Below are 22,330 nucleotides of genomic sequence, written 5' to 3' on the forward strand. Positions count from 1 at the left end.
TCTTAAGCTCCTCGGACTTCGGCACTTGCTCACCTGTGGCCCAAACTATCGCACGTGGGCATACGGAAGGGTGAGTCCTACGGGTGTGTCGTGGGGTTTTCTTCCTGCAGCCAGATGATCCCGGCGAACCGGCCCGTCCGCTGGTGCCTGCGATAGGAGAACAGATCTTCGGATTCCTTGGTGCAGGTGCGGGAGAAATGGTCGATGATCACGCCTTCCCGGCGCAGCTGTTCGGCGACTGCTCCGGCGACATCGAGAGCAGGGGTTCCCGTCACCGACACCGAGGCGGCCGTGGGCTCGATCTCGGCGACTTCGGTGCGCAGTTCGGCTGAGACCTCGTAGCAGCGAGGGCACACCGAGGGCCCGATGACGGCGTGGATCTGACCGGCTCCCGCGTCCCGCATGCGCGCGATCGTGCCGGGCAAGACTCCTGCGGCCATTCCCTGCCGGCCGGCGTGGATACCCGCGATGATCCCGGTGTCGGCATCGGCGAGCATGATCGGGGTGCAGTCGGCGACCATGATCGCCAGTCCGATGCCGCCGAGGTTCGTCATCTGCGCATCGGCTTCGACGGGAGCCTGCCGCAGTTCGGTCTCGGCGGCGATGCTGTGCACCGTGGTGCCATGGACCTGGGAGACGAAGGACAGACGTTCGCCGCTCAGACCCAGGACCTGGGCCAGAGCGGCGCGGTTGGCTGCGACGAGTTCGTCATCATCGCCGACATGGCGGGCGAGGTTGAACGAGGCGAAGTCCCCGCTCGAGTACCCGCCGTGCCGGTCGGTGAAGGCGACGTGGGCGGTGCGCCTGCCGGGGATGACGAACCTCGAGCGCAGCATGTTACTTGAGGAAGTCCGGGATATCGAGGTCGTTGTCGACGTTCGAGCTGCTGCGTTCGTTGGGCAGCGTGGCCGGAATCTGGTGGTCCTCGCTGCGGCGAGTCGGCTGCGCCTGCGTGGCTTCGGCTTCCTCGGCCTCCGGTTCGGAGATCACGGGCGATTCGTTCTCGGTCTCCGCCGGGGCGGCGGCCGGGATGGAGGCCGGGACCGCTTCGGCACCCGCGGATTCGGCGTTCGGGGAGGTGTTGTCGAAGCCGGCGGCGATGACGGTCACGCGGCATTCGTCGCCGATGTTGTCGTCGATCACGGCGCCGAAGATGATGTTCGCTTCGGGGTGGGCCGCTTCCTGGACCAGTCGCGCTGCCTCGTTGACTTCGAAGAGACCGAGGTCGCCGCCGCCGGTGATGCAGAAGAGCACGCCGTGGGCTCCGTCGATGCTGGCTTCCAGCAGCGGGGAGGCGATGGCGGATTCGGCGGCCTGCACGGCGCGGTCGTCTCCGGTGGCCGCACCGATGCCCATGAGCGCGGTGCCGGCATCCTGCATGACGGACTTCACGTCGGCGAAGTCGAGGTTGATCAGGCCCGGGACCGAGATGAGGTCGGTGATGCCCTGGACACCGGAGCGCAGGACTTCATCGGCCGAGCGGAAGGCTTCGACGACGGAGACGCTGCGATCGGAGATCGACAGCAGTCGGTCGTTGGGAATGACGATGAGGGTATCGACCTCTTCGCGCAGAGCGGCGATCCCGGCTTCGGCCTGCGCGGAACGACGGCGCCCCTCGAAGGTGAACGGGCGGGTGACGACGCCGATGGTCAGGGCGCCGAGCGAACGGGCCACTCGAGCGACGACGGGGGCCGCACCGGTTCCCGTGCCGCCGCCTTCGCCGGCGGTGACGAAGACCATGTCGGCGCCCTCGAGGGCATCGCGGATGGCCTCTTCGGACGAGTCGGCGGCCTTGCGTCCGATCTCCGGGTCGGCTCCGGCGCCGAGGCCGCGGGTCTGGTCACGGCCGATCTCCAGCTTCACATCCGCGTCGGAGAGGACGAGAGCCTGGGCATCGGTGTTGATTGCGATGAACTCCACGCCGCGCAGGCCGACGTCGATCATCCTCTGCACAGCGTTGACACCGCCGCCGCCGGTTCCGGCAACCTTGATATCCGCTCCGGATTGTGGGAATTCAGCCAAGTCGGTTCCTCGTCTCAAGCGCTTCAGTCACGCAGGGTCTGCGTGCGCATTCGGTCTGTGTTCTCTGCCCTGAGGCTATTGGGCGGGGCAACATCACTGCAACCATTCTCCCCGGAGTGTCGGGCTTCGGCCAAACTTCCCACCCGGTGTGTCGGAGCCAAACAGAGGCAATCGTCGGCGATTCGTGCCGTGGCGCAGACGTGGGCGCCTCCCACGCGAGAACTGCCTCAGTTGGTCACGGGCACCGAGGGCACGGAGACGTCGATCTCGGTGCGGCCCTCGGCGGCCAGCTGGGCGGCTGTGCGCACCTTGAGGCTGGCGTTCGAGGAATCGCCGAGGACGACCGTGGCATGGTCGTCGCCGGTGTCGAGGTCGGCTTGGAGACTGTTCGCGTCCTTCGCCTCGATGGTCGTCAGCTGGCCGCGCAGCTCGGGCCGCAGGTGGCCGAGGAAGCGGATGACTGCGGAGACCGTCGACTTGTCGGGTTCGTCTCCGGAGTCTCCGAGCACCGTGAGCTTCTTCGGCGCTTTGTCCACGACGCCGAGGTCGACGGCCGCGGCGTCGTAGAGGCGATAGCCCGAGGAGCCTTCGATCGCAAGCACGGGAGTCCGGTCGGTGATCGTGATCTGCAGCGACCGGGGCCCGGCGTAGCGGACCGCGGCCTCTTGGGCCTTCGGGAACTTCTTGAGCACGGACTTCTCCACCGTCCCGGGACGCACCTGAGGCAGTGGGGTGCCGCCTTCCCCATCGAGGACGAAGGAGCTCACCGAGTCGTGGTCGACGAGTTCGCTGCCTTTCACGTTCACCTTCTGCAGGGCCAGCAGCGGTGAGAACCATGCGATGGCGGCGACGGCGAGCACCCCGAGGACGAGGCCGATGGCGATGAGGCGTCTGCGCCACAGCTGCCGGCGGCGGGCCCGGATGATCCCGGTGAGGTCCGCGGTGGAGTTCTCGCCGGCGCGGGCTGGGGGAAGCGGCACCATCGGTCTCAGCTCTCCAGTGCGCTCAGCAGCTCGGGCCCGAGGATCGTCACATCCCCGGCGCCGAGAGTGAGCACGAGGTCGCCGGGACGCACGCGCTCGGCGACGAAGGGAACCGCCGCGGCGAACGACTCTTCGAAGGTGACGTGATCGTGCGGGACCCGATCGGCGATGAGGGCGCCGGTGACACCGGGAACCGGGTCTTCGCGGGCGGGGAAGACGTCGAGCACGACGACTTCGTCGGCCAGGCCCAGAGCTCGGCCGAACTCCTCCCGGAACTCCATGGTCCTCGAATACAGGTGGGGTTGGAAGATCGCCCAGACGCGTCCGCCGTCGGTGACGACTCCGCGGGCGGCGTTGAGAACGGCCCGCAGCTCCGTCGGGTGATGGGCGTAGTCGTCGATGACGCGCACTCCGGCGGCGATCCCGCGCTCTTCGAAGCGGCGGCGTGTGCCTCCGTATTCGGCCAGGCCCGTCGCCGCACGATCGACATCCGCGCCGAGGCAGTGCGCCACGGCGATCGCGGCAGTGGCGTTGAGCGCGTTGTGCAGTCCCGGCTGCCGCAGTTCTACGCTCAGAGGTGTCTCGCGTCCAGGCAGGTCGAGGTCGAAGCGTGAGCCGATCCCGGAGTCGAGGTTGTTCAGCAGGACGTCGGCGTCGTCTCCCGTGCCGTAGAACACGACGTCGGCGCCTTGGGCTCGGGCCGCCGTGGCCACGTCGTGGGATCCGGCATCGTCGGCGCAGGCGATGATGGTGCCGCCGCGGGACTGGATGCCGTTGCAGAATTCGATGAACGCCTCGCGGACCTTCTCCGGTGTCCCGTAGTGGTCGAGGTGGTCGGCTTCGACGTTCGTGAGGATGCCGATGGTCGGTTCGTAGAGGAGGAAGGATCCGTCGGATTCGTCCGCCTCGGCGACGAAGACATCACCGGTGCCCAGGTGCGCGTTCGTGCCCGTCGTCGACAGCACTCCCCCGATGACGAACGAGGGGTCGATGCCGCAGGCCTGCAGGGCAACGGTCGCCATCGAGGTCGTCGTGGTCTTTCCGTGGGTGCCGGCCACGGCCACGGCGCGTTTGTCGACCATGAGCGAGGCGAGGGCACCGGAGCGGTGGAGGATGCGCAGTCCCCGGCGCTGCGCCTCGACGAGTTCGGGGTTGTCCTTGCGGATGGCGGAGGAGATGACGAGGGTATCGGCGTCGCCGAGGTTGTCCGCCGAATGTCCGATCGTGACGGTGGCGCCGAGGGTTCGCAGAACGTCGACGACGTTGGATTCCTTCGCATCCGATCCCGAGACGTCGACTCCGTTCATGACCATGATCCGGGCGATTCCGGACATTCCCGATCCGCCGATGCCGATGAAGTGGACGGCACCGAGTTCGGTGACGGGGACGATATTCGCTTGGGACATGTTCAGCCTTCCAACGCGCGGGTGACGATGCCGGCCATTCGGGCTGCGGCGTCGGTGGGATAGTTCAGTGCAGAAGCGGCGCGGCTCATCTCCTCCAGCCGCGGCCGGTCGCCGAGCAGCGGCAGGATGGTCTCGGTGACCGTCGCAGCGGAGAATTCGGCGTTGTCGACCATGAGCGAAGCTCCGGCCTCGACGCTGCCGGCCGCGTTCAGTCGCTGTTCGCCGTTGCCGATGGCCAACGGCACGTAGAGGGCGGGCACGCCGACGACGGTCGTCTCGGAGACGGTGGCGGCTCCGGACCGGGCGACGAGGAGATCGGCCACGGAGTAGGCCCGGTGCATGCCGTCGACATAGTCGACGACATGGTAGTCGGGCAGCTGAGCGGTGGCGGACCGCAGCTCCTCACCTTTTCCGGCTCCGGTGATGTGGAGGACCTGGACGCCTGCCTCCTGGCAGGCATCGGCGGAGGCGAGGAAGGCTGCGTTGATCTTCTGTGCGCCCGAGGACCCGCCGGTGACGACGAGCACGGGAGCGTCGTCACGCAGCCCCAGGTCGGCGCGGTGAGCGGCCCGCTGGTCGGCATCGCTGCGGTCGAGCGCGGTGATCTCCGCGGGCATCGGCATGCCCACGAGCGTCGAGTTGCGCAGCTGCGTGTCCGGGAAGGTGATGCCCACCCGCCCGGCGGTCGTCAGTCGCGCGCCGAGGCGGTTGGCCATTCCGGGTTTCGCATTGGCTTCGTGGACGATGAGCGGAATCTTCGCCTGCTTCGCGGCGAGGAATGCCGGCGGGCAGACGTAGCCGCCGACACCGACGACGGCGGAGACGTTCCGGGAGGTGATGATCTTCCTGACCGCGGAGATGTTTCCGGCGAAGCGCCCGGGGAACCTCAACAGGGACGGACTGATCGATCGGGGCATGGGCACCTTGTCGATGGTGAGCAGTTCGAAGCCGGCGCGGGGCACGAGCTCGGCTTCGAGTCCGTCGGGGGTGCCCAGGGCGATGATGTCCCAGTCCGGGTGCTTCTCACGCAGTTCCCGGCCGATCGCCAGCATCGGCGAGATATGACCGGTGGTGCCTCCACCGGCCAGGAGGATACTCGTCATCTCATTTCCTTCTCTTGCGGGCGAGCACGGCGAACGATGATCGCATGCGATCTCTGTGGACGATGATGGCTTCTTCGGCTCCGGGTTCCGTGCGGGCGAACGACAGGAGCACGCCGATGGCCAGGAGCGAGGCGATGATCGACGAACCTCCGTAGGACACGAAGGGCAGGGGCAGGCCGATGACGGGCAGCAGTCCGGTGACGACACCGATGTTGATCGCGGCCTGTCCGATGATGAGGGCGAAGAAGCCGGCAGTGGCGACCTGGACCATGAGGTTGTCCGAGCGCAGGATCACCCGGACCATCCCGTAGCCGAGGACGGCGAAGACGAAGACGACGACGAGCGAGCCGACGAGGCCGAGCTCCTCGCCGATGATGGCGAAGATGAAGTCGTTGTGGGCTTCGGGCAGCCAGGACCACTTCTCGCGGCTGGCGCCCAGTCCGACGCCGAACCAGCCTCCGGAGGCCAGGGAGAACAGGCCGTGGTTGGACTGCCACGCTTGGCCCATCGTGTCGGCGGCGGTCTGGTCGGCGTGGCCGGTGAGCATCGCCTTGATGCGGTTGAGGCGGTTCTCCGACGTGAGGACGAAGAAGACGACTGCGGCGGCGAGGATGCTGCCGAGCAGCAGGAAGTACTTGATCGGGAAACCGCCGATGAACAGGCACACCACAGCCATAGCGATGAAGACGAGGCCGGTCCCGAGGTCGTTGCCGCCGACGACGAGGCCGACGGCGGCGAGCACACCGGGTACGACGGGGACCATGGCGTGGCCGAAGGTGGTGAGCCTGCCGAACTTCTGGGCGAGCGTGAAACCGAGCCACAGGGCCAAGGCGACCTTGAGGAATTCTGAGGGTTGGATCTGGAATCCGCCGAGGCCGATCCAGTTCGCATTGCCCTTCGCGGACTTGCCGAGGCCGGGCACGTAGACCGCCGCCTGCATGGCGAGGCCGACGAGCATCGCCGGCCAGGCGAGCCTGCGCCATACGCTCAGGGGCATGAAGCTGGCGACGACCATGAGGGCGAGGCCGACGCCGGCGAACAGTGCCTGCTTGTTGAAATAGGCGAAGGAGGAGCCCGCTCCCCCGGCATAGGAGGTGATCGACGAAGCCGAGAGCACCATGACGAGTCCGAGGCCGGTGAGGGCGAGCACGGACACGAGGATGATGTAGTAGGTCGTCAGCGGGTAGGCGGAGAAACGCGAATAGTCCTCACGCAGGGCCGTCCAGACCCTTTTGACCACCGAGGGATTCTTCGCCGATGGCTTCTTCCCAGCGCCTGTCTGTCTGCTCTCAGCGGAGGCGGCGGACTTCTTCGCACCGGTTGCCTTGGCCGAGGGCTGAGCCGAGGTTCTCGCCGAGGCGGCCCGCTTCGTCGATTTCGCGGCCGACTTGGGCGCGGTGGTCTTCCGTCCCGTGGTTGTCCGCCCGGCGGTCTTCCGCCCCGAGGTCTTCGCGGGGGCGGTTCGAGGTGCGGCAGTCTTCGTCGCCGCTGGCGCAGATGCCGACGTGGTCGACCTCGCTGGCGCAGATGCCGACGTGGTCGTCTTCGCGAGCTTCCGGCGACGGCGTTCATCCGCCTTCGCGGTGGTCTGCCGGCCCATCTCAGCGTCCCAGTCGGTTCTGGACGGCTTCGGTGAACAGTTCGCCGCGAGTGTTGTAGTTGAGGAACTGGTCCATGCTCGCGGCGGCTGGAGCCAGCAGCACGGTGTCGCCTTCTTCGGCCAGAGCCGCCGCGGCATCGACGGCGGCTGCCGCGACCGCTTCTCCGCGACGCTTGGGCACGCCGGAGTCGACGGCCAGTGCCGGTTCGATGCGGACGACTTCGAGGTCGGGGACGGTGGCGGCGATGGCTTCGCGGTAGGCGGAGTCATCGGCTCCGATGAGCACGAGCGCCTTGATCCGCTCCTGGTGAGCGGTGAAGAGCTCGGTGAAGTCCGCCCCCTTGGGCAGTCCTCCGGCGATCCACACGATGGAGTCGAAAGCGGCCAGGGAGGCGTTCGCTGCGTGGGTGTTCGTCGCCTTCGAATCATCGACCCAGCGGACTCCGTCGGCGTCGGCGACGGTGACCATTCGGTGGGCGCCGAGCGCATGACTGCGCAGGCCGGCCGAGATCGCCTGTCCCGGCACGTCGATGGCCCGTGCCAGGCAGGCGGCGGCAAGAGCGTTGGAGACCTGATGCGGTGCGGGGTCGCTGCCGTCGACACCGGTGGCGACCGCCACGTCGGCGAGGGAGGCGATCTCCGCGGCCGAGGAATAGCGCTGCGGGATGAATGCGCGGTCGACGAGCAGCTCCTCGACGACGCCGAGCTCACCGGGCCGCGGCACACCGGTGGTGAAGCCGATGGCCTTGGCACCTTCGATGACGTCGGCCTCTTCGACCATGTGCAGGGTCGCCTCGTCGGCGCAGTTGTACACGCACGCGAGCTTCGCATTATGGAAGATCTTCGCCTTGTCGGCGGCATAGGCCTCGGCGCTGCCGTGCCAGTCGAGGTGGTCCGGGGCGATGTTGAGCACGGCCGCGGCGTCAGCGCTCATCGACTCCTGCCAGTGGAGCTGGAAGCTCGAGAGTTCGATCGCGAGGACTTCGAGTCCCGGTTCGAGCACGGCTTCGAGCAGCGGAGTGCCGATGTTTCCGCAGGCCTTGGCCTTGAGTCCGGCGGCGAGGAGCATCGACTCGAGCATCGTCGTGGTCGTCGTCTTGCCGTTGGTGCCGGTGATGGCCAGCCATTTCGCGTCATTGGTCCCACGGATGCGCCACGCGAGCTCGACTTCGCCGATGACGGGGATGCCGGCCGCAGCCGCCGCGGCGAGCACCGGCTGGTCCGGTCGCCAGCCGGGAGAGGTGACGACGAGGTCGATCTGACCCTCGGGCAGGGCCTCCACGTGCTCGGGTCCGCGGCGGATGTCGACGTCGAAGACCTCGAGGATCTGCGCCTTCTCACTGACGTCGGCCTGATCATCACCGTCGATGACGATGACATCGGCACCGCGTTCGCCGAGGTGGACCGCCGCGGGGAATCCCGTGACCCCGAGCCCGGTGACGAGGATCCGCAGGCCGGCCAGCGACGAGTTCGGTCCGGTCAGCGCGGCCGGGACCTGCCCGACAGCCACGGTGTCGGAGGCCTGTGCAGCGGACCGGTCGTCTGCGGTCGGGTTCTGCTCATCAGCCAACGCGAGCCACCCAGTCGGCGTAGAAGAGGCAGATTCCGGCGATGACGAAGAGCGCGGCGATGATCCAGAATCTCACCACGATCGTCACTTCTGCCCACCCCTTGAGTTCGAAGTGGTGCTGCAGCGGTGCCATCCGGAACACGCGTTTGCCGGTGGTCTTGAAGGAGGCGACCTGGATGATCACCGAGAGGGTGATGATGACGAAGAGTCCGCCGAGGACGATGAGCAGCAGCTCGGTGCGCGACATGATCGCGAGTCCGGCGAAGGCGCCGCCGATGGCGAGCGAACCGGTGTCTCCCATGAAGATCTTCGCCGGTGAGGTGTTGAACCACAGGAAACCGAAGCAGGCAGCGGCCATGGCTCCGGCGACCATCGCGAGGTCGCGGGGGTCGCGCATGTAGTAGCAGGCGTTCGTGGCCTCGGACATGAGGTTGCAGTTCTGGGTCGACTGCCATGTGCCGATGACGACATAGGCGGCGAACACCACCACCGAGGCGCCGGTGGCCAGGCCGTCGAGCCCGTCGGTGAGGTTGACGGCGTTCGAGACCGCGGTGACGATGAGGTTCGCCCAGATGATGAAGAGGATGAGGCCCAGCACGGCCGAACCGAAGGCGAGGTCGAGGTTCGTGTCCCGAATGAAGGAGATCTTCGTCGACGCGGGGGTCTCTCCGAACGAGTTCGGGAACTGCAGGGCCAGGACGGCGAAGGAGATGCCGACGAAGGCCTGACCGATGAGCTTGGGCACCGGGCGCAGACCCAGTGACCGCTGCTTCTTGATCTTGATGAAGTCGTCGAGGAATCCGACGACGCCGAGTCCCGCGGCCAGCCAGAGCACCAGCAGCCCCGAGGCGGTCGGCACCGAACCGGTGAACAGGTGTCCGAGCAGGTACGCCAGGACCGCGGCGCCGATGATGACGACGCCGCCCATGGTCGGGGTGCCGCGTTTCGTCGCGTGCGAGGTCGGTCCGTCGTCACGGACGAACTGGCCGTAGCCCTGTTTGACGAGCACCCGGATGAACAGCGGAGTGCCGACGAGGGTGAGGATGAGAGCCAGGCAGGCTGCGAGCAGTACGGCAATCATTGGGCCCCCGATACTCCGGCGATTTCGTCCCCGAGGTAGCGCAGACCCGCGTCTCGGGAGGATTTGAACAGGACGATGTCGCCCGGGGCGAGTTCGGAGCTCAGCAGATCCCGCGCCTCCGCGGCGGTGGCCACCCAGATCGCCTCGTTGCCCCAGGAGCCTTCGAGGTTCGCGGCGTTGAAGATCGGCTTCGCGCCTTCACCGACGACGATGGTGCGGGTGATGTTCAGGCGCACGACGAGCTCGCCGATGTCTGAATGCGCGGACACGGACTCCTCGCCGAGTTCGAGCATCTCACCGAGAACGGCGAAGGTGCGGCGGGGCCGGTTCTCCTCATCGCCGCGGCCCATCGAGGCCAGGGTCTTCAAGGAGGCTCGCATGGATTCGGGGTTCGCGTTGTAGGCGTCGTTGAGCACGGTCACGCCCGAGGGCGAGTCGATGAGCTCCATCCGCCAGCGGCTGGCCGCCGAGGAGGTCGACAGTGTGGTCACGATCGACTTCGTGCCGACTCCGCAGGCGTGGGCGATGGCCGCGGCCGCCAGGGCATTGCCGACGTGGTGTTCGCCGATGAGGGCCAGTCGCACCTCAGACGGTTCCTCACCCGGCAGGGTGAGCGTGAACGTCGGGTGCCCGGAGGAGTCGGTGGTCACTGCGGTGCCGCGCACGATCGCATCTTCGGCGCCGACCCATTCGGGCAGGGACTCACGCTGGGAGAACCACAGGGTGGTCACTTCCGGGGTAAGGACTTCGCGCATTCCCGCCACCCGGGAGTCGTCGGCGTTGAGCACCGCGGTCGATCCTGCCGGCAGCGACTCGACGAGCTCGGCCTTGGCACGGGCGGTGTTCTCGATCGATCCGAAGACTCCGGAGTGAGCGGTGCCCACGGCGAGTTCGACGGCGATGTCCGGTCGGATGAGGCTGGTCAGGTAGGCGAGGTTGCCGATCGACCGGGCGCCCATCTCGAGGACGAGGAAGCGGGTGGACTCGCTTGCCCGCAGCGCGGTCAGCGGCACCCCCACCTCGTTGTTGTACGAGTTCGGCGGCCACACCGTCTCGGCAGCACCTGCGAGCAGGTCCGCGGCGAGGTCCTTGACCGTGGTCTTGCCCACGGAGCCGGTGATCGCGATGACGGTGAGCTCACCGTCGGCACGCAGTCCTTCGATGCTGTGCTTGGCCAACAGGCCCAGCGCCTCGGTGGCATCGGCCACGACGACGGTGGGCAGGGGCTGTTCATCGACGGTGGGGACGGATTCGCCGATGATCAGGGCCGCGCCCGCCTCGACGGCGGCTGCGGCGAATTCGATGCCGTCGAAGCTCGCGCCTCGGCGGGCGACGTAGATATCGCCGGGTCCGACTTCTCGCGAGTCGGTCACCACACCGGCGGTCAATGGGGTCTCGGGGTCGATGCCGTACAACTCGCCGTTCAAGGCGGTTGCGATCTCGGCTGCAGTCAGTCGCTTCATATCATCTGTGAACTTTACCTGGTTGTTCGCCGCCCAGTCGCATGGACAGCGCCGAGCGTGTCCGCGCCCGGTCGTCGAATTCAGTCACCGTGGTGCCCACGGTCTGGCCCGTCTCATGCCCCTTGCCCGCAATGAGCACGGTCGTGGACGGGTCTGCGGAGGCGATCGCCTCGTCGATGGCCCGGCCCCGATCGGGGACTTCGATGATCTTTTTCACACGCGCCTGGCCGGCGCTGACGGCGGCATCGACGCCTTCCCTGATGGCGGCGCGGATCGCGGCGGGATCCTCGGTGCGGGGATTGTCGTCGGTGAGAACGATCACATCGGCTTCTCGTGCCGCCGCCTGGCCCATGCCGAAGCGTTTGCCGCGGTCTCGGTCGCCGCCGGCGCCGAAGACGATGACGAGTTCCTCGGAGTCCGCGTGCAGGGTTGCCAGGGCCTTGGCGATCGCGTCGGGGGTGTGCGAGTAGTCGACGATGGCGCGTGGGAGCAGTTCGGGGTGGGATTCCTCGAGCGCCCTGGGCCCGGACACGTCGATGATCTCCATCCGGCCCGGCACCGAGGTCACGAAGCTGCGTCCGATCGCATCGATGTCTTCGGCTGCGACCCCGGATTCGATGAGCATGGCCGCGGCCAGTGCGGTGTTCGTGACGTTGAAATCGCCCGGCAGCGGCGACCGCAGCCGGATCGACCGGAGAGTGTGGGCGCTCTGGCCGTCGGCGCGGTTCGGTCCTGCGGACTCGTCGTCGCCGAGGTGGAGGACGAACTCGGATTCCCCCGGGGTGTGGTCGATGCGCCACTGGCTGCGCTCGTCGCGGCCGAGGGTGCGCACGGGCACCTGTGCGGCGTCGACCATCCGCTCGCCCCATTCGTCTTCGACGACGATGACCGCGCGGTCGGAGAAGGTGCGGGTGAACAGCTGCGCTTTGGCCTCGAAGTACTCCTCCATCGTGTTGTGGAAATCGAGGTGGTCCTGGGAGAGGTTCGTGAATCCGGCCACGGAGAAGTGGGCACCGTCTACGCGGTGCTGGCTCAGGGCGTGGGACGAGACCTCCATCGAGCAGGTGTCGACCTCAGCGGTGCGCATCTTCGCGAACAGGGCATGCAGCTCCGGGGCCTCCGGGGTCGTGCGCACGCTCGGGACGGTGTCACCGGCGATGAGGATGGCGACGGTGCCGATGACGGCCGTGCGGTGGCCGAGGGCTGCGAGCATTCCGTCGACGAGGTAGGTCGTCGTCGTCTTCCCGTTCGTTCCCGTGACGCCGATGAGTTCGGGCACCGAGGTGGTCCCGTAGACGGCGGCGGAGACGAATCCGAGCACCGCGCGGGGGGCTTCGACGATGAGGGCGGTGACCCCGTCGAGGAGTGCCCGGTCGGACTCGGTTCCACCGAGTGCCTCGGTGACCTGCGTCCAGCCGTGCGAGTCGGTGAGGATCGCGTCGACGCCTGAGCGGATGAGCTCGGGGGCGAATTTCGCTCCGTGGACATTGGCTCCCGGCAGCGCGGCGTAGAGCTGGCCGGGTGCGACCCCACGCGAGTCATGGGAGACTCCCGTGACCTCCTTCTCGGGATCGCCGTGGAGGGTGCCGGGGGCGATCGGCAGCAGCTGTGAAAAACGCATCATTTCCATTCTCGGGCAGGCAGCTCGGGTTTCTCGGTCGACGGCGGGATCTTCAGGTGCCGCATCGCGAAGCCTGCGACATCGGAGAAGACTGGGGCAGCGGCCTGACCACCGTAGTAGCCCTTTCGCGGCCGCTGCAATGTCACGGAGATCGCGAGTTCGGGGTCTTCTGCCGGGAGCACACCGACGAAGGACGCGGTGTATCCGTCGTAGCCGCCGCCTTCGGCCGCCGGCGCCTGCGCGGTGCCAGTCTTACCGGCCACCCGGTAGCCCGAGACCTGCGCGGACTGGCCGGTGCCTTCGGCGACGACGCCTTCGAGGATGCGCAGGGTCTCATCCGCGGCCTTCTCGCTCACGACTCGCTGCGTCTTCCCGGGCGGGGTCGACAGGGCCCGGCCCTGCGGGGAGATCATGCCCTCGACGAGGCGGGAGGGCACGTGGACACCGCCGTTGGCGATGGTCGAGATGACGTCGGTGGTCTGCAGCGCGTTCGCGGCCATGCCCTGACCGAACATCACGGTGTACTTCGTGCGGCCGTCCCAGTCCTTGTACGGGTGGAGGATGCCTCCCGTCTCGGCGGGGAAGCCAATCCCCGTGGTCGAGCCGAAGCCGAACCTCTTCATGTATTCGTAGCGCTGCTCCTCGGTGAGCTTCTCGCCGGCGAGGATGGTGCCGGTGTTCGAGGACTGCGCAAGGATTCCGGCGAACGTGAGCTTCTCGTCGGGGTGTTCGTGGGAGTCGCGGAACTCTTCGTTGTTCGGCGCCTTCCATTTGTCGGGAACCGTGAATTCCTGTTCGGGGGTGACCAGTCCTTGGTCGAGCAGGGCGGCGGCCGTGACCATCTTCGCCGTCGAACCGGGTTCGAAGACGTCGGTGAAGATCCGGGAACCGCGGTCCTCGCCGTCGACCTTGCCCGGAGAGTTCGGGTCGACGGTGGGCGCATCGGCGGCGGTGAGGACCCGTCCGGTCTTGACCTCTTTGATGACGATGGACGCGGATTCGGCCTTGTGCTTCTTCCGCTGCTCTTCGATGGCCTGCTGTGCGTAGTACTGCAGGTCCGGATCGATCGTCGTCTGCAGCCCTTCGCCGTCGACGGCGTCCTTGATGTTGTTGTCCCCGAGCGGGATGATCTCTCCGCGCGCACCGCGTTCGTACTGCTGCTGGCCGTCTCTGCCGGACAGCTGATCGTCGTAGGCCATCTCGAGGCCGGCCTGCGCGGTGCCGTCGGAGCTTAAGAATCCGACGAGATTGCCGGCCACCCCGCCGGCGGGATAGGAGCGCACGGCGTACTCCTCGGCGGAGATGCCGAGGACCTCGAGCTTCTGCACGTCCCGCCAGGTCTCCGATGTCAGTCCTTTGGCCACGGGGTTCCAGCGTTTGTCACCGACGAGTTTCGGGTAGATGAGTCCGGGGTCGGTGTTGAGGGGTTTCGCCAGCGCCTCGGCGGCACCCCATGCGCCGACGAGTTTTCCGTCGACCTTGTATTGGGCGACGTTCTGCTGGTCGACGACGAGCTGGTAGCGGGAGACGCTGTCGGCGAGCACCGTGCCGTCGGAGGCGAGGATCTGTCCCCGATCGGCCGGCAGGGTCTGGGTGACGAGGCGGTTGGACAGGGCCTTCTCCGCAAGCTTCATCGAGTCCATTCCCTGAATGGACACGAGCCGCACGGAGGTGATGAGCAGAGCGAGGATCGACAGCGCGGCGATGAAGCCTATGCGCAGGCGCAGATTGGGTCCTGCGTTCTTGCGCTTCTTCTTCAGTCGGCTCGTGGCTGGGCCCATTGCACTTGTCCTCGGTCCTTGGCATGGTCGGCGAATGGTTCGGTCAGGCCGTTCCCTGGTCCCGGTGAGCTCGGACTACTTCGGTGACTCCTGGCTCGGAGCCGCGATGTCGTTGCTCGGGCTGCCCCCGACGACCGGGAGCTTCTCATCCGATCGTAGATTGGGTCGGAGGTCTTCGCGTGTATCGGCGCGCGGCCCGGGCACGACTGTGGGCTCTTTCTCACCGCTGACGTCGATTCCCGGGACATCGATGATCTTCCCGGTCTTCGCGTCGAGGAATTCCGGGGAGGAGTCGCGGACGAGGCCGAGCTCTTCGGCGGCGAGGGCGATGTTCTGCGGGGACTCGCGGTAGGAGTTGTCCTCGACGAGGCGGTCCTTCTGCTCGGCCAGCGCTTCCTTCTCCGAGGTCAGCTGGTCGACCTTGTAGGAGGTGTGGGACACGAAGATGTTGAGCAGCAGCACGGCCACGAGTGTGGCCACGAGGATCCCCACGCACAGCAGCGAGAAGGGCAGACGCGATTTCGGCAGCTCGAACTTCAGCAGACGCAGCTTCGCCGCGCTGCCTGCTTCTTCGAGGCGGCGGTGACGTTCGGGGAAGTTGTGCTGGCGGGCTCTTGCCGTGGAGTTGCTCACGATCGTGCCTCCCTGATCTTCTGCACTGCCCGCAGTCGGACGCTGGCCGCCCGCGGGTTGGTCTCTGCTTCTGCTTCGTCCGCCTTCTCTGCGCCCCGAATGATCTCGGTCAGCCAGGGTCGGAGGTCTTCGGGGACCACCGGCAGGTCCGGCGGCGCCGAGGAGGTCGTGGCCTTGCGCAGCGTCTTCTTCACGATGGTGTCTTCGAGCGACTGGTAGGACTCGATGACGGCCACTCCCCCGATGTGCAGGGCTTCCAGTGCCGCTGGCAGCGCAGTGCGCAGCACCCCGAGTTCGTCGTTGACCTCGATGCGCAGGGCCTGGAAGGTGCGTTTGGCGGGGTGGGACTTCTTCTTCGTCTGCGGGATCACCCGGCCGAGCATCGCGGCGAGCTGGTCCGAGGTCTCCCACGGTGTGTGTTCACGGTCGGTGACGATGATCTTCGCGATCCTGCCCGCCAGCTTCTCTTCGCCGTATTCGCGCAGGATCCGTCGCAGCTCGGCTTCGGAGTAGGTGGCGAGCACCTCGGCGGCGGTGAGCTCCTGCGTGCGATCCATGCGCATGTCCAGGGGCGCGGGCCGGGAGTACGAGAATCCGCGATCGTCTTCGTCGAGCTGCAGGGAGGACACTCCGAGGTCGAGCAGGATCGCGCTGATCGCGGCGATGCCGAGGTCGTCGAGGACTTCGGGCAGCTCATCGTCGACGGCGTGGACGATGTCGGTGCGATCGGCGAAGGGGGCCAGGCGTGTGGTGGCGATGTCGATGGCCTGCAGGTCGCGGTCGATGCCGACGAGGTGGACATCGGGAAAAGCCTGGAGGACGGCTTCGGAGTGGCCGCCCATGCCCAGTGTGCCGTCGACGACGACGGGGGTGATTCCGGCTTCGCGAGCGGCCTCGACACCGACGCCGATGAGTTCGACCACGCGTTCGAGGAGCACCGGTACGTGCTGAGCTGTCATGCGTTGGTCCTTCGTCAGTGGGTGGTTCGGGGGTGCGTGCTGCTGGAGCCAGAACCTTGCCCGCCGCGGCCCTGCCACCGGGGAAGTGTGTCAGGACGTCCGAGCTTCGGAAACGGGGAAGTTCCCCGAAACTCGAGCACGGCGGGCAAGGATCAAGCCCGAGCAGAATCAGATCACTCCGGGGATCACCTCCTCTTCGCGTTCGGCGAAGGCCTGCTGAGCGCCGACGAGGTAGTCCTCCCAGGTCGGTGCGTCCCAGATCTCGACTCGGTTGCCCATGCCGATCACTGCGACCTCCCGATCAAGTGATGCGTACTGCCGCAATATGTTCGGGACCGTGATGCGCCCCTGTTTGTCCGGTTGGTCCGCAAAAGCCGCCGACAGGAACACACGCTGGTAATCGCGGGCTTCCTTATTCGTCTTCGGCGCGTTCTGGATTCGCTCGTGCTCGGCTTCGAACTCCGTGGTGGGGAACAGGGTGAGGCAGTTCTCCTGGCCACGAGTGAGGACGAGTCCGGGCGACAGCTCCTCGCGGAACTTTGCGGGCAGGATGAGGCGACCTTTGTCGTCGAGCTTCTGCATATGAGTGCCCAAGAACATGTCGTCTCACCCCTTTCGGAAACCCATTGGCTCCGATAGCAACCACAGTACTCCACTTCCCTCCACGTATTCCAGCCTCCAGTCCGACCGACGTAGAAACTCTTATGTTTTCCCAGGTCAGATAGGTGGAGGAAAGTGGGGAAAATTTTCCGTCGGTGCGTCGCCGGCGTGGTCGAAAGCCATGAAACCGTGGTCCCCTGGTGCCGGTTGACCGCTTCGGAGGAGGCCGGTCGAGTGGCCGAGATCCGCGAGTTCTCGCGGATCTCACCGGATCCTCCCGCCGAGGTGGAGCACAGTGGGGAGGAAAGTGGAGGGTCCGCGTGGAGGAAAGTGGGGAGAGCAGTGGGGAACGAAGTGGGGAGGGTTCCGGGGAGTGCGGTGTGGAGGGGTCCGGGGAGCGCAGTGGGGGAGGTCGCGGGGAGGGTTCTGGGGACGGTTCTGGGGAGGGTCCTGGGGAGCCTGAAAGAAGCTCGTGTGGCTGGGGCCGCGGGCATGAGGAACAATGGAGGGTATGTCGATCAGCCAAGAAGGTACACAGACCAATTCCGTGATCGGTGCCGAACACATCGAATGGGTGCAGCACCTGACCTCGCGGGCGCGCACTGCGATGAACGCGGTGCTCGAAGGCAAGGACGAAGCGGTCGGGCTCTCGCTCATCGCGCTGCTCGCCGGCGGCCATGTCCTCCTCGAAGACGTTCCGGGGGTCGGCAAGACCCTCCTCGCCCGTGCCATGGGCAAGGTCGTCGACGGCTCCGTGCGCCGCATCCAGTTCACTCCGGACCTGCTGCCCACCGACGTCGTCGGCGTCAACCTGTTCAACCAGGAGACCCGCCACTTCGAGTTCCGGCAGGGCCCGGTGTTCGCGAACATCGTCATCGCCGATGAGATCAACCGCGCTTCGCCCAAGACCCAGTCGGCGATGCTCGAGTGCATGGCCGAAGGACAGGCGACGATCGACGGGCAGACCTACCAGATGCCGACGCCGTTCATCGTCGTCGCCACCCAGAACCCGATCGACATGGAGGGCACCTACGCCCTGCCCGAGGCGCAGCGCGACCGGTTCCTCACCCGGATATCGCTCGGCTACCCCGCCACGGCCGATGAAGTCGACCTGCTGGACAATCAGATCCAGAACGATCCGCTGGAGTCCGCGACGGCGGTGACGAACCTCGAGCAGATCACGCAGGCACGCACCATCGTCCGGCACGTCTCGGCGAGTCGTCAGCTGCGCGAGTACATCGTGGCGATCCTCCAGGCCACCCGCGATGATCAGGCGATTCTGCTCGGCAGCTCGCCGCGCGGCGGCGTTCATCTGCTGCGTGCTGCCAAGGCCCGGGCGGCACTGTCGGGGCGCACCTTCGCCACCCCCGATGATGTGCAGGCTCTGGCACCGTACATCCTCGCCCACCGCATCATCCCCCGCGATGGCGACGACTCGGATCTGGCCGCGGACCTCATCGGCCGCGTACTGGCCCGCGTGCCCATCTCGGCGAACCAGTGACGGCATGCGACTGAGCACCTCGGGAATCATCTTCGTCCTTGCCGGGGCGGCCCTCATCATCACGGCCTACCGCTTCGCCCTGCCCGGACTGCTTCCGGCCGGGCTGCTCCTGCTCGGGCTCGTCGTGCTCTCGGCGCTGCTCGTCCTGTGGGGCACCCGACGCGTGTCGATCGCGATGAGCACCAACGTGCATGAGGTCTCCCTGCCGGGCGGCCGGGACCGCTATCCGCTGGCGGCCGAAGGCAAGGAGGTCGAGATCGAGGCGCAGGTGACCAATATCGGTCAGCTCGCGATCCCCTCGGCGACCATCGACTTCGTCGCCGCCGAGGGTTTCGGCGACTCCACCTCCGGTGAGGTGCCGGCCTTGAGCCAGCGGGCTTCGCAGACCGTGCTCACCTCGTTCACACCGCACCGGCGTGGGGTCTCCGGCATCGAGTCGGTGCTCCTGACCGTCTTCGGCCCCTTCGGCCTGGTCAAGATGAAGCGGAAGGTCCATGGGGCCTTCCCCGTCGCCGTGTCCGTTCCGCACCTGGGCGCACGCATTCCGAAGGATTCGTCGATCCGGCCCGCCCGCCTCGACGACGGCAAGATCCGCTCCGGACACACCACCCGCGACTTCCACACGCGTGAGTATGTGCCCGGTGACGATCTGCGGCACGTCCACTGGCCCTCGACCGCGAAGTCCGGTGAACTCATGGTCCGCCACGAGGCCGATGAGGAGACGCTGTACGCGCTCATCCTCGTCGACCTCGCCGCCGATGCCGACGCCGCGGAACCCAGTGACCTCGAGATCGAATTCCTGCTGGCGGCGACAACGGCTGCCGGAACCGCTTTCCTGCGAGCCGACTACGAAGTCAATGTCGTCGCCCCCAGCTACCAGATCAGATTCAAAGGAGCGCGCGACATCGACAAGCTGCGTCTTCTCTCCGCCCTTGTTCGCCCGGGCAGAGTCGAGCTTCCCGCACATGACAACCCGAACCACATCGTCATCTGTTCCGTCGGTGATGAGCGCGGTCAGGAGCTCGCCTCGCACTTCTCGCGTCGCGTGCCCGTGACTCTGCGCACGCTCAGCGAGATCGGCGACATGACGATGATGGGCCTCAGCGAGGACCTGCCGGAGTCATGGACGACGTTCGAGTCGAAGCGCCCGACCGCCAGAGGGCAGGGCAAGGGAACGGGCGGACGCCCAGGTACCACCGGTAGGCCGGGCACGAACTCCGGCGCGCAGGGCGCTGGCTCCGACCCAGCGGGCGCGGCTCCCGGCACGTCCGGGACGAGCTCCGGAACAGAGGGGGTGCGCCGATGAGCCTCGATGCTCCTCCCACGCGTTCGCATGGCGATTCCGCGGCCGAACCACCGTCTCAGTCTGCTTCCGATGCCGTGACGACGAACGATTCGCGTCCGCCGACCGGCTGGCTCGAGGCGATCATCGTATTCGCTGCGATGACGCTGACCGCTGTGGCCGTGTCCGCGGTGTTCAAGGATTTCGCCTGGCTGGCGCCCGTCCTCGTGTCGGTCGGTCTCGTCGTCCTCGTCGGCGCCGTGTTCCGCAGCGTCCCGGTGCTGCGTTCGAGCGGCACCGCGGTCATCGCCCAGTGTGCGGCCGGGCTCGTCGCCGTCTTCGTCGTCTGCGCGAAGGGCACTCTGCTGCTCGGCTTCATCCCCACGGGCAGCTCGTTCGGGAAGGTCATCGACCAGCTCTCGGCCGGTGTCAGCGATCTCTACGCGACCGCTCCCCCGGCCGCGAGCACCCCGGGCTTCACCGCGATGCTCACGATCGCCTTCACCCTCATCACGATCCTCATCGACGGCCTCGTCGCCGACCTCCGGGCTCCGAAGGTCGGCGGTGTGCTGCTGCTCGTGCTGTGGATGATCCCCGTGTACTTCGCCTCACAGGAGGTGCGGTGGTGGCATATCGTGGCGATCCTCGCAGCCTTCCTGCTGCTCATGCTCAGCCCGTATCTGCCGGCCACACGCTGGCGCGGCGGGATGACCGCGGTTCTCGCCGGTGCCCTGGCTCTGGCGATCGGCCTCGGTCTGCCTCTGCTGCTGCCGCCGGTGCCGAGTCTGCCCGACCGAGCGTCGAAGGGGCAGGGCGATCTGACGGTGACGAACCCGTTCCTCAATCTGCGGCAGAACCTCGGCGATCGTGACGATGCGACTCTGTTCAGCTATCAGACCACCGGGGAGGACTCCGATCCGGTCCGACTGACCTCGATCGATGACTTCGACGGAGAGAACTGGGCGCCGAGCCCGTTCAGCCTCGATCCCTTCGCGATCGCCACCGACGGGATGCCCTGGCCCGAGGGAATGCCGCGGGATAAGAACTTCAAGGAAGAGACGATCGACGTCGCCATCGGCGATGAGTACGACCAGCAGTATCTTCCTTCGCCCTATGCTCCGCAGCAGCCCGAAGGCGTGGACCGTCGATGGATCTTCGATGAGAAGACACTGACCGTGGTGGGCAATGGCGAGAAGACCGGCGGTCTGCAGTACTCGATGGACTACCTGTCGCCGAATCCCGACGTCAAGGACCTCCAGTCCGCGACGCCCGTGGACAAGAAGGACTTCGACACCGAACTCGAGGTTCCCGATTCCCTGCCTGCCAGCGTGCAGGAGACCGCCGAGCGGGTCACCGCCGATGCGGAGAACCAGTGGGAAGCGGCAGTTCTGCTGCAGGCGTACTTCCGCGGCGGCGACTTCGAGTATTCGATCGACGCCCCGGAGCGGGCCAGCGGAGACGCGATCTCGGACTTCCTCGCAGACAAGAAGGGCTACTGCGTCCAGTTCTCCTCGGCCATGACGATCATGGCGCGGACGATGGGGATTCCGGCGCGCATCGGCGTCGGCTTCGCCGGAGGTGAGAAGGCCGACGGCGGTTTCGATGTGAGCATGCAGGATTCGCATGCCTGGCCGGAGCTCTATTTCGAGGGCGCCGGTTGGGTCCGCTTCGAGCCCACGCCCGGTGGACCAGCCGGTGATCCTCCGAAGTGGACGCTGGCCAGCGGTACCGCTGAGAACGAGGACAGCGACGAATCGGAGTCGGCGAGCCCGAGCGAAGAGCCGACAGAGGAGACCTCCGCCGCCGGGAACGACGAGTCCGAGGAGGCAGGCGATGAGGAGACGAGCACTCGGGCCGCCGAACCGGCCGGGGCAAACCTGACCACCTACGTGTGGGTGGGCGTCATCGTGCTCGCTCTGCTCCTGCTCGCGGCCATTCCCGCCATCTGGCGGTCGATTCTGCGTTCGCGTCGGACGAAGGATCCGCACGACCTTGAGGCGGTCTGGACGGAGGTGCGGGCCCTGGCCACCGACTACGGGCAGAGCCTGGACCCGAGCCGGACGCTGCGTTTCAACGAGCTCGTCCTCGCGGGAACGCTGCCGACCGCCGCCTCCGGGTCGACCGGTACGACAGGTGGCGCTGGCACAGCAGGTGGCGCCGGTTCGAGCAGGGCAGGTGGCGCCGGTTCGAGCACGGCAGGTGGCGCCGCATCAGGCGGGGCCGGTCCTGCCGCCGTCGAGGTCGACCCCGAGACCGGTGAACCCCTCCGCAGATCCGCCGCCGAGGTGGCCGCAGGTTCCTCCGGCACCACTGAGGAATCCGATGGTCGTGTGGGGGCCGCTGAACGTTCGGATGAACGGCTGCGTCGTCTGCAACGCCCGGCACCGAACGAACCGGATGATCGGGGCCGGGACGATTCCGCGCTGTCGGCTTTCGTCGACGCTCTCGAGGCGAAGCGCTACGGGGCCGCTGCCGAGTCGCTCGACGACTCCGAGGTGCGCGCGCTCATCGATGAGGTCGGTACAGACCTGTCCGAGCGAGCGACTTCTGGCAATCGGATCTCAGCGAAGATCTGGCCGGCAAGTCTCTTCAACCGTCCGAAATGACGACGCAGAAGCGCTGAGGGCCGAGACGCCCCGACTGCAGAGAAGCGCTGACGAGCCGAAGGAGGCGGTCCCGTTCGGGGCCGCCTCCTTCCATCTGCAGACACACGCTTCCCCGCGTC

17 protein-coding genes are annotated in these 22,330 nt (G+C 66.9%); 3 read left to right on the forward strand and 14 right to left on the reverse strand.

The window, feature by feature from the left end:
* Window positions 1–77: 77 nt before the first annotated feature.
* The 14 genes from pgeF to mraZ form a co-directional block, all read right to left on the reverse strand.
* Window positions 78–836: a peptidoglycan editing factor PgeF gene (pgeF, locus tag ACPUD7_RS08330; protein WP_425119605.1), complete on the reverse strand. Its 759-nt coding sequence runs from the start codon at window positions 834–836 to the stop codon at window positions 78–80.
* 1 nt (window position 837) lies between these two features.
* The gene (gene ftsZ / locus ACPUD7_RS08335; protein WP_425119606.1) at window positions 838–2,022 is read right to left on the reverse strand and encodes a cell division protein FtsZ; all 1,185 of its coding nucleotides are present in this window, start codon (window positions 2,020–2,022) and stop codon (window positions 838–840) included.
* A 227-nt stretch (window positions 2,023–2,249) separates the two neighbouring features.
* The gene (locus ACPUD7_RS08340; protein ID WP_425119607.1) at window positions 2,250–3,005 is read right to left on the reverse strand and encodes a cell division protein FtsQ/DivIB; all 756 of its coding nucleotides are present in this window, start codon (window positions 3,003–3,005) and stop codon (window positions 2,250–2,252) included.
* Window positions 3,006–3,010: 5 nt separating this feature from the next.
* Window positions 3,011–4,411 carry a UDP-N-acetylmuramate--L-alanine ligase gene (murC, locus tag ACPUD7_RS08345; protein ID WP_425119608.1) on the reverse strand — a complete coding sequence of 467 codons (1,401 nt, stop codon included), beginning with the start codon at window positions 4,409–4,411 and terminating at the stop codon, window positions 3,011–3,013.
* A gap of 2 nt (window positions 4,412–4,413) precedes the next feature.
* Complete coding sequence (locus ACPUD7_RS08350) at window positions 4,414–5,514, reverse strand: UDP-N-acetylglucosamine--N-acetylmuramyl-(pentapeptide) pyrophosphoryl-undecaprenol N-acetylglucosamine transferase (protein WP_425119609.1); 1,101 nt, start codon at window positions 5,512–5,514, stop codon at window positions 4,414–4,416.
* A 1-nt stretch (window position 5,515) separates the two neighbouring features.
* Entirely contained in the window at window positions 5,516–7,114 is a 1,599-nt protein-coding gene (ftsW, locus tag ACPUD7_RS08355) for a putative lipid II flippase FtsW (protein WP_425119610.1), read from the reverse strand.
* A 1-nt stretch (window position 7,115) separates the two neighbouring features.
* A complete protein-coding gene (murD, locus tag ACPUD7_RS08360) occupies window positions 7,116–8,624 on the reverse strand; it encodes a UDP-N-acetylmuramoyl-L-alanine--D-glutamate ligase (RefSeq protein WP_425119632.1) in 1,509 nt (502 codons plus the stop codon).
* Window positions 8,625–8,676: 52 nt separating this feature from the next.
* Window positions 8,677–9,765: a phospho-N-acetylmuramoyl-pentapeptide-transferase gene (gene mraY, locus ACPUD7_RS08365; RefSeq protein ID WP_135541318.1), complete on the reverse strand. Its 1,089-nt coding sequence runs from the start codon at window positions 9,763–9,765 to the stop codon at window positions 8,677–8,679.
* Entirely contained in the window at window positions 9,762–11,228 is a 1,467-nt protein-coding gene (locus ACPUD7_RS08370) for a UDP-N-acetylmuramoyl-tripeptide--D-alanyl-D-alanine ligase (protein WP_135541320.1), read from the reverse strand. The genes mraY and ACPUD7_RS08370 overlap by 4 nt, the downstream gene beginning before the upstream one ends.
* Window position 11,229: 1 nt before the next feature.
* Window positions 11,230–12,849, reverse strand: a complete 1,620-nt coding sequence (locus tag ACPUD7_RS08375; protein ID WP_425119611.1) for a UDP-N-acetylmuramoyl-L-alanyl-D-glutamate--2,6-diaminopimelate ligase — start codon at window positions 12,847–12,849, stop codon at window positions 11,230–11,232.
* Entirely contained in the window at window positions 12,849–14,630 is a 1,782-nt protein-coding gene (locus ACPUD7_RS08380; RefSeq protein WP_425119612.1) for a peptidoglycan D,D-transpeptidase FtsI family protein, read from the reverse strand. The genes ACPUD7_RS08375 and ACPUD7_RS08380 overlap by 1 nt, the downstream gene beginning before the upstream one ends.
* A gap of 75 nt (window positions 14,631–14,705) precedes the next feature.
* Window positions 14,706–15,263, reverse strand: coding sequence for a hypothetical protein (locus ACPUD7_RS08385; protein ID WP_425119613.1), 558 nt, complete (start codon window positions 15,261–15,263; stop codon window positions 14,706–14,708).
* A complete protein-coding gene (gene rsmH, locus ACPUD7_RS08390) occupies window positions 15,260–16,222 on the reverse strand; it encodes a 16S rRNA (cytosine(1402)-N(4))-methyltransferase RsmH (protein WP_135541326.1) in 963 nt (320 codons plus the stop codon). Before rsmH ends, ACPUD7_RS08385 begins: the two co-directional genes overlap by 4 nt.
* Before the next feature lie 168 nt (window positions 16,223–16,390).
* Complete coding sequence (mraZ, locus tag ACPUD7_RS08395) at window positions 16,391–16,822, reverse strand: division/cell wall cluster transcriptional repressor MraZ (protein WP_135541328.1); 432 nt, start codon at window positions 16,820–16,822, stop codon at window positions 16,391–16,393.
* A gap of 511 nt (window positions 16,823–17,333) precedes the next feature.
* Here mraZ and ACPUD7_RS08400 point away from each other — a divergent pair.
* Genes ACPUD7_RS08400 through ACPUD7_RS08410 form a run of 3 tightly spaced genes read left to right on the forward strand, consistent with a single transcriptional unit; the run spans window position 17,334 to window position 22,211 of the window.
* A complete protein-coding gene (locus ACPUD7_RS08400; protein ID WP_425119614.1) occupies window positions 17,334–18,323 on the forward strand; it encodes an AAA family ATPase in 990 nt (329 codons plus the stop codon).
* 4 nt (window positions 18,324–18,327) lie between these two features.
* Entirely contained in the window at window positions 18,328–19,629 is a 1,302-nt protein-coding gene (locus ACPUD7_RS08405; protein WP_135541332.1) for a DUF58 domain-containing protein, read from the forward strand.
* Window positions 19,626–22,211, forward strand: a complete 2,586-nt coding sequence (locus tag ACPUD7_RS08410; protein ID WP_425119615.1) for a transglutaminaseTgpA domain-containing protein — start codon at window positions 19,626–19,628, stop codon at window positions 22,209–22,211. The genes ACPUD7_RS08405 and ACPUD7_RS08410 overlap by 4 nt, the downstream gene beginning before the upstream one ends.
* Window positions 22,212–22,330: the final 119 nt, after the last annotated feature.

The organism is Brevibacterium sp. FAM 24630 (assembly GCF_049804075.1).
In the GTDB taxonomy this organism is placed as follows: domain Bacteria; phylum Actinomycetota; class Actinomycetes; order Actinomycetales; family Brevibacteriaceae; genus Brevibacterium.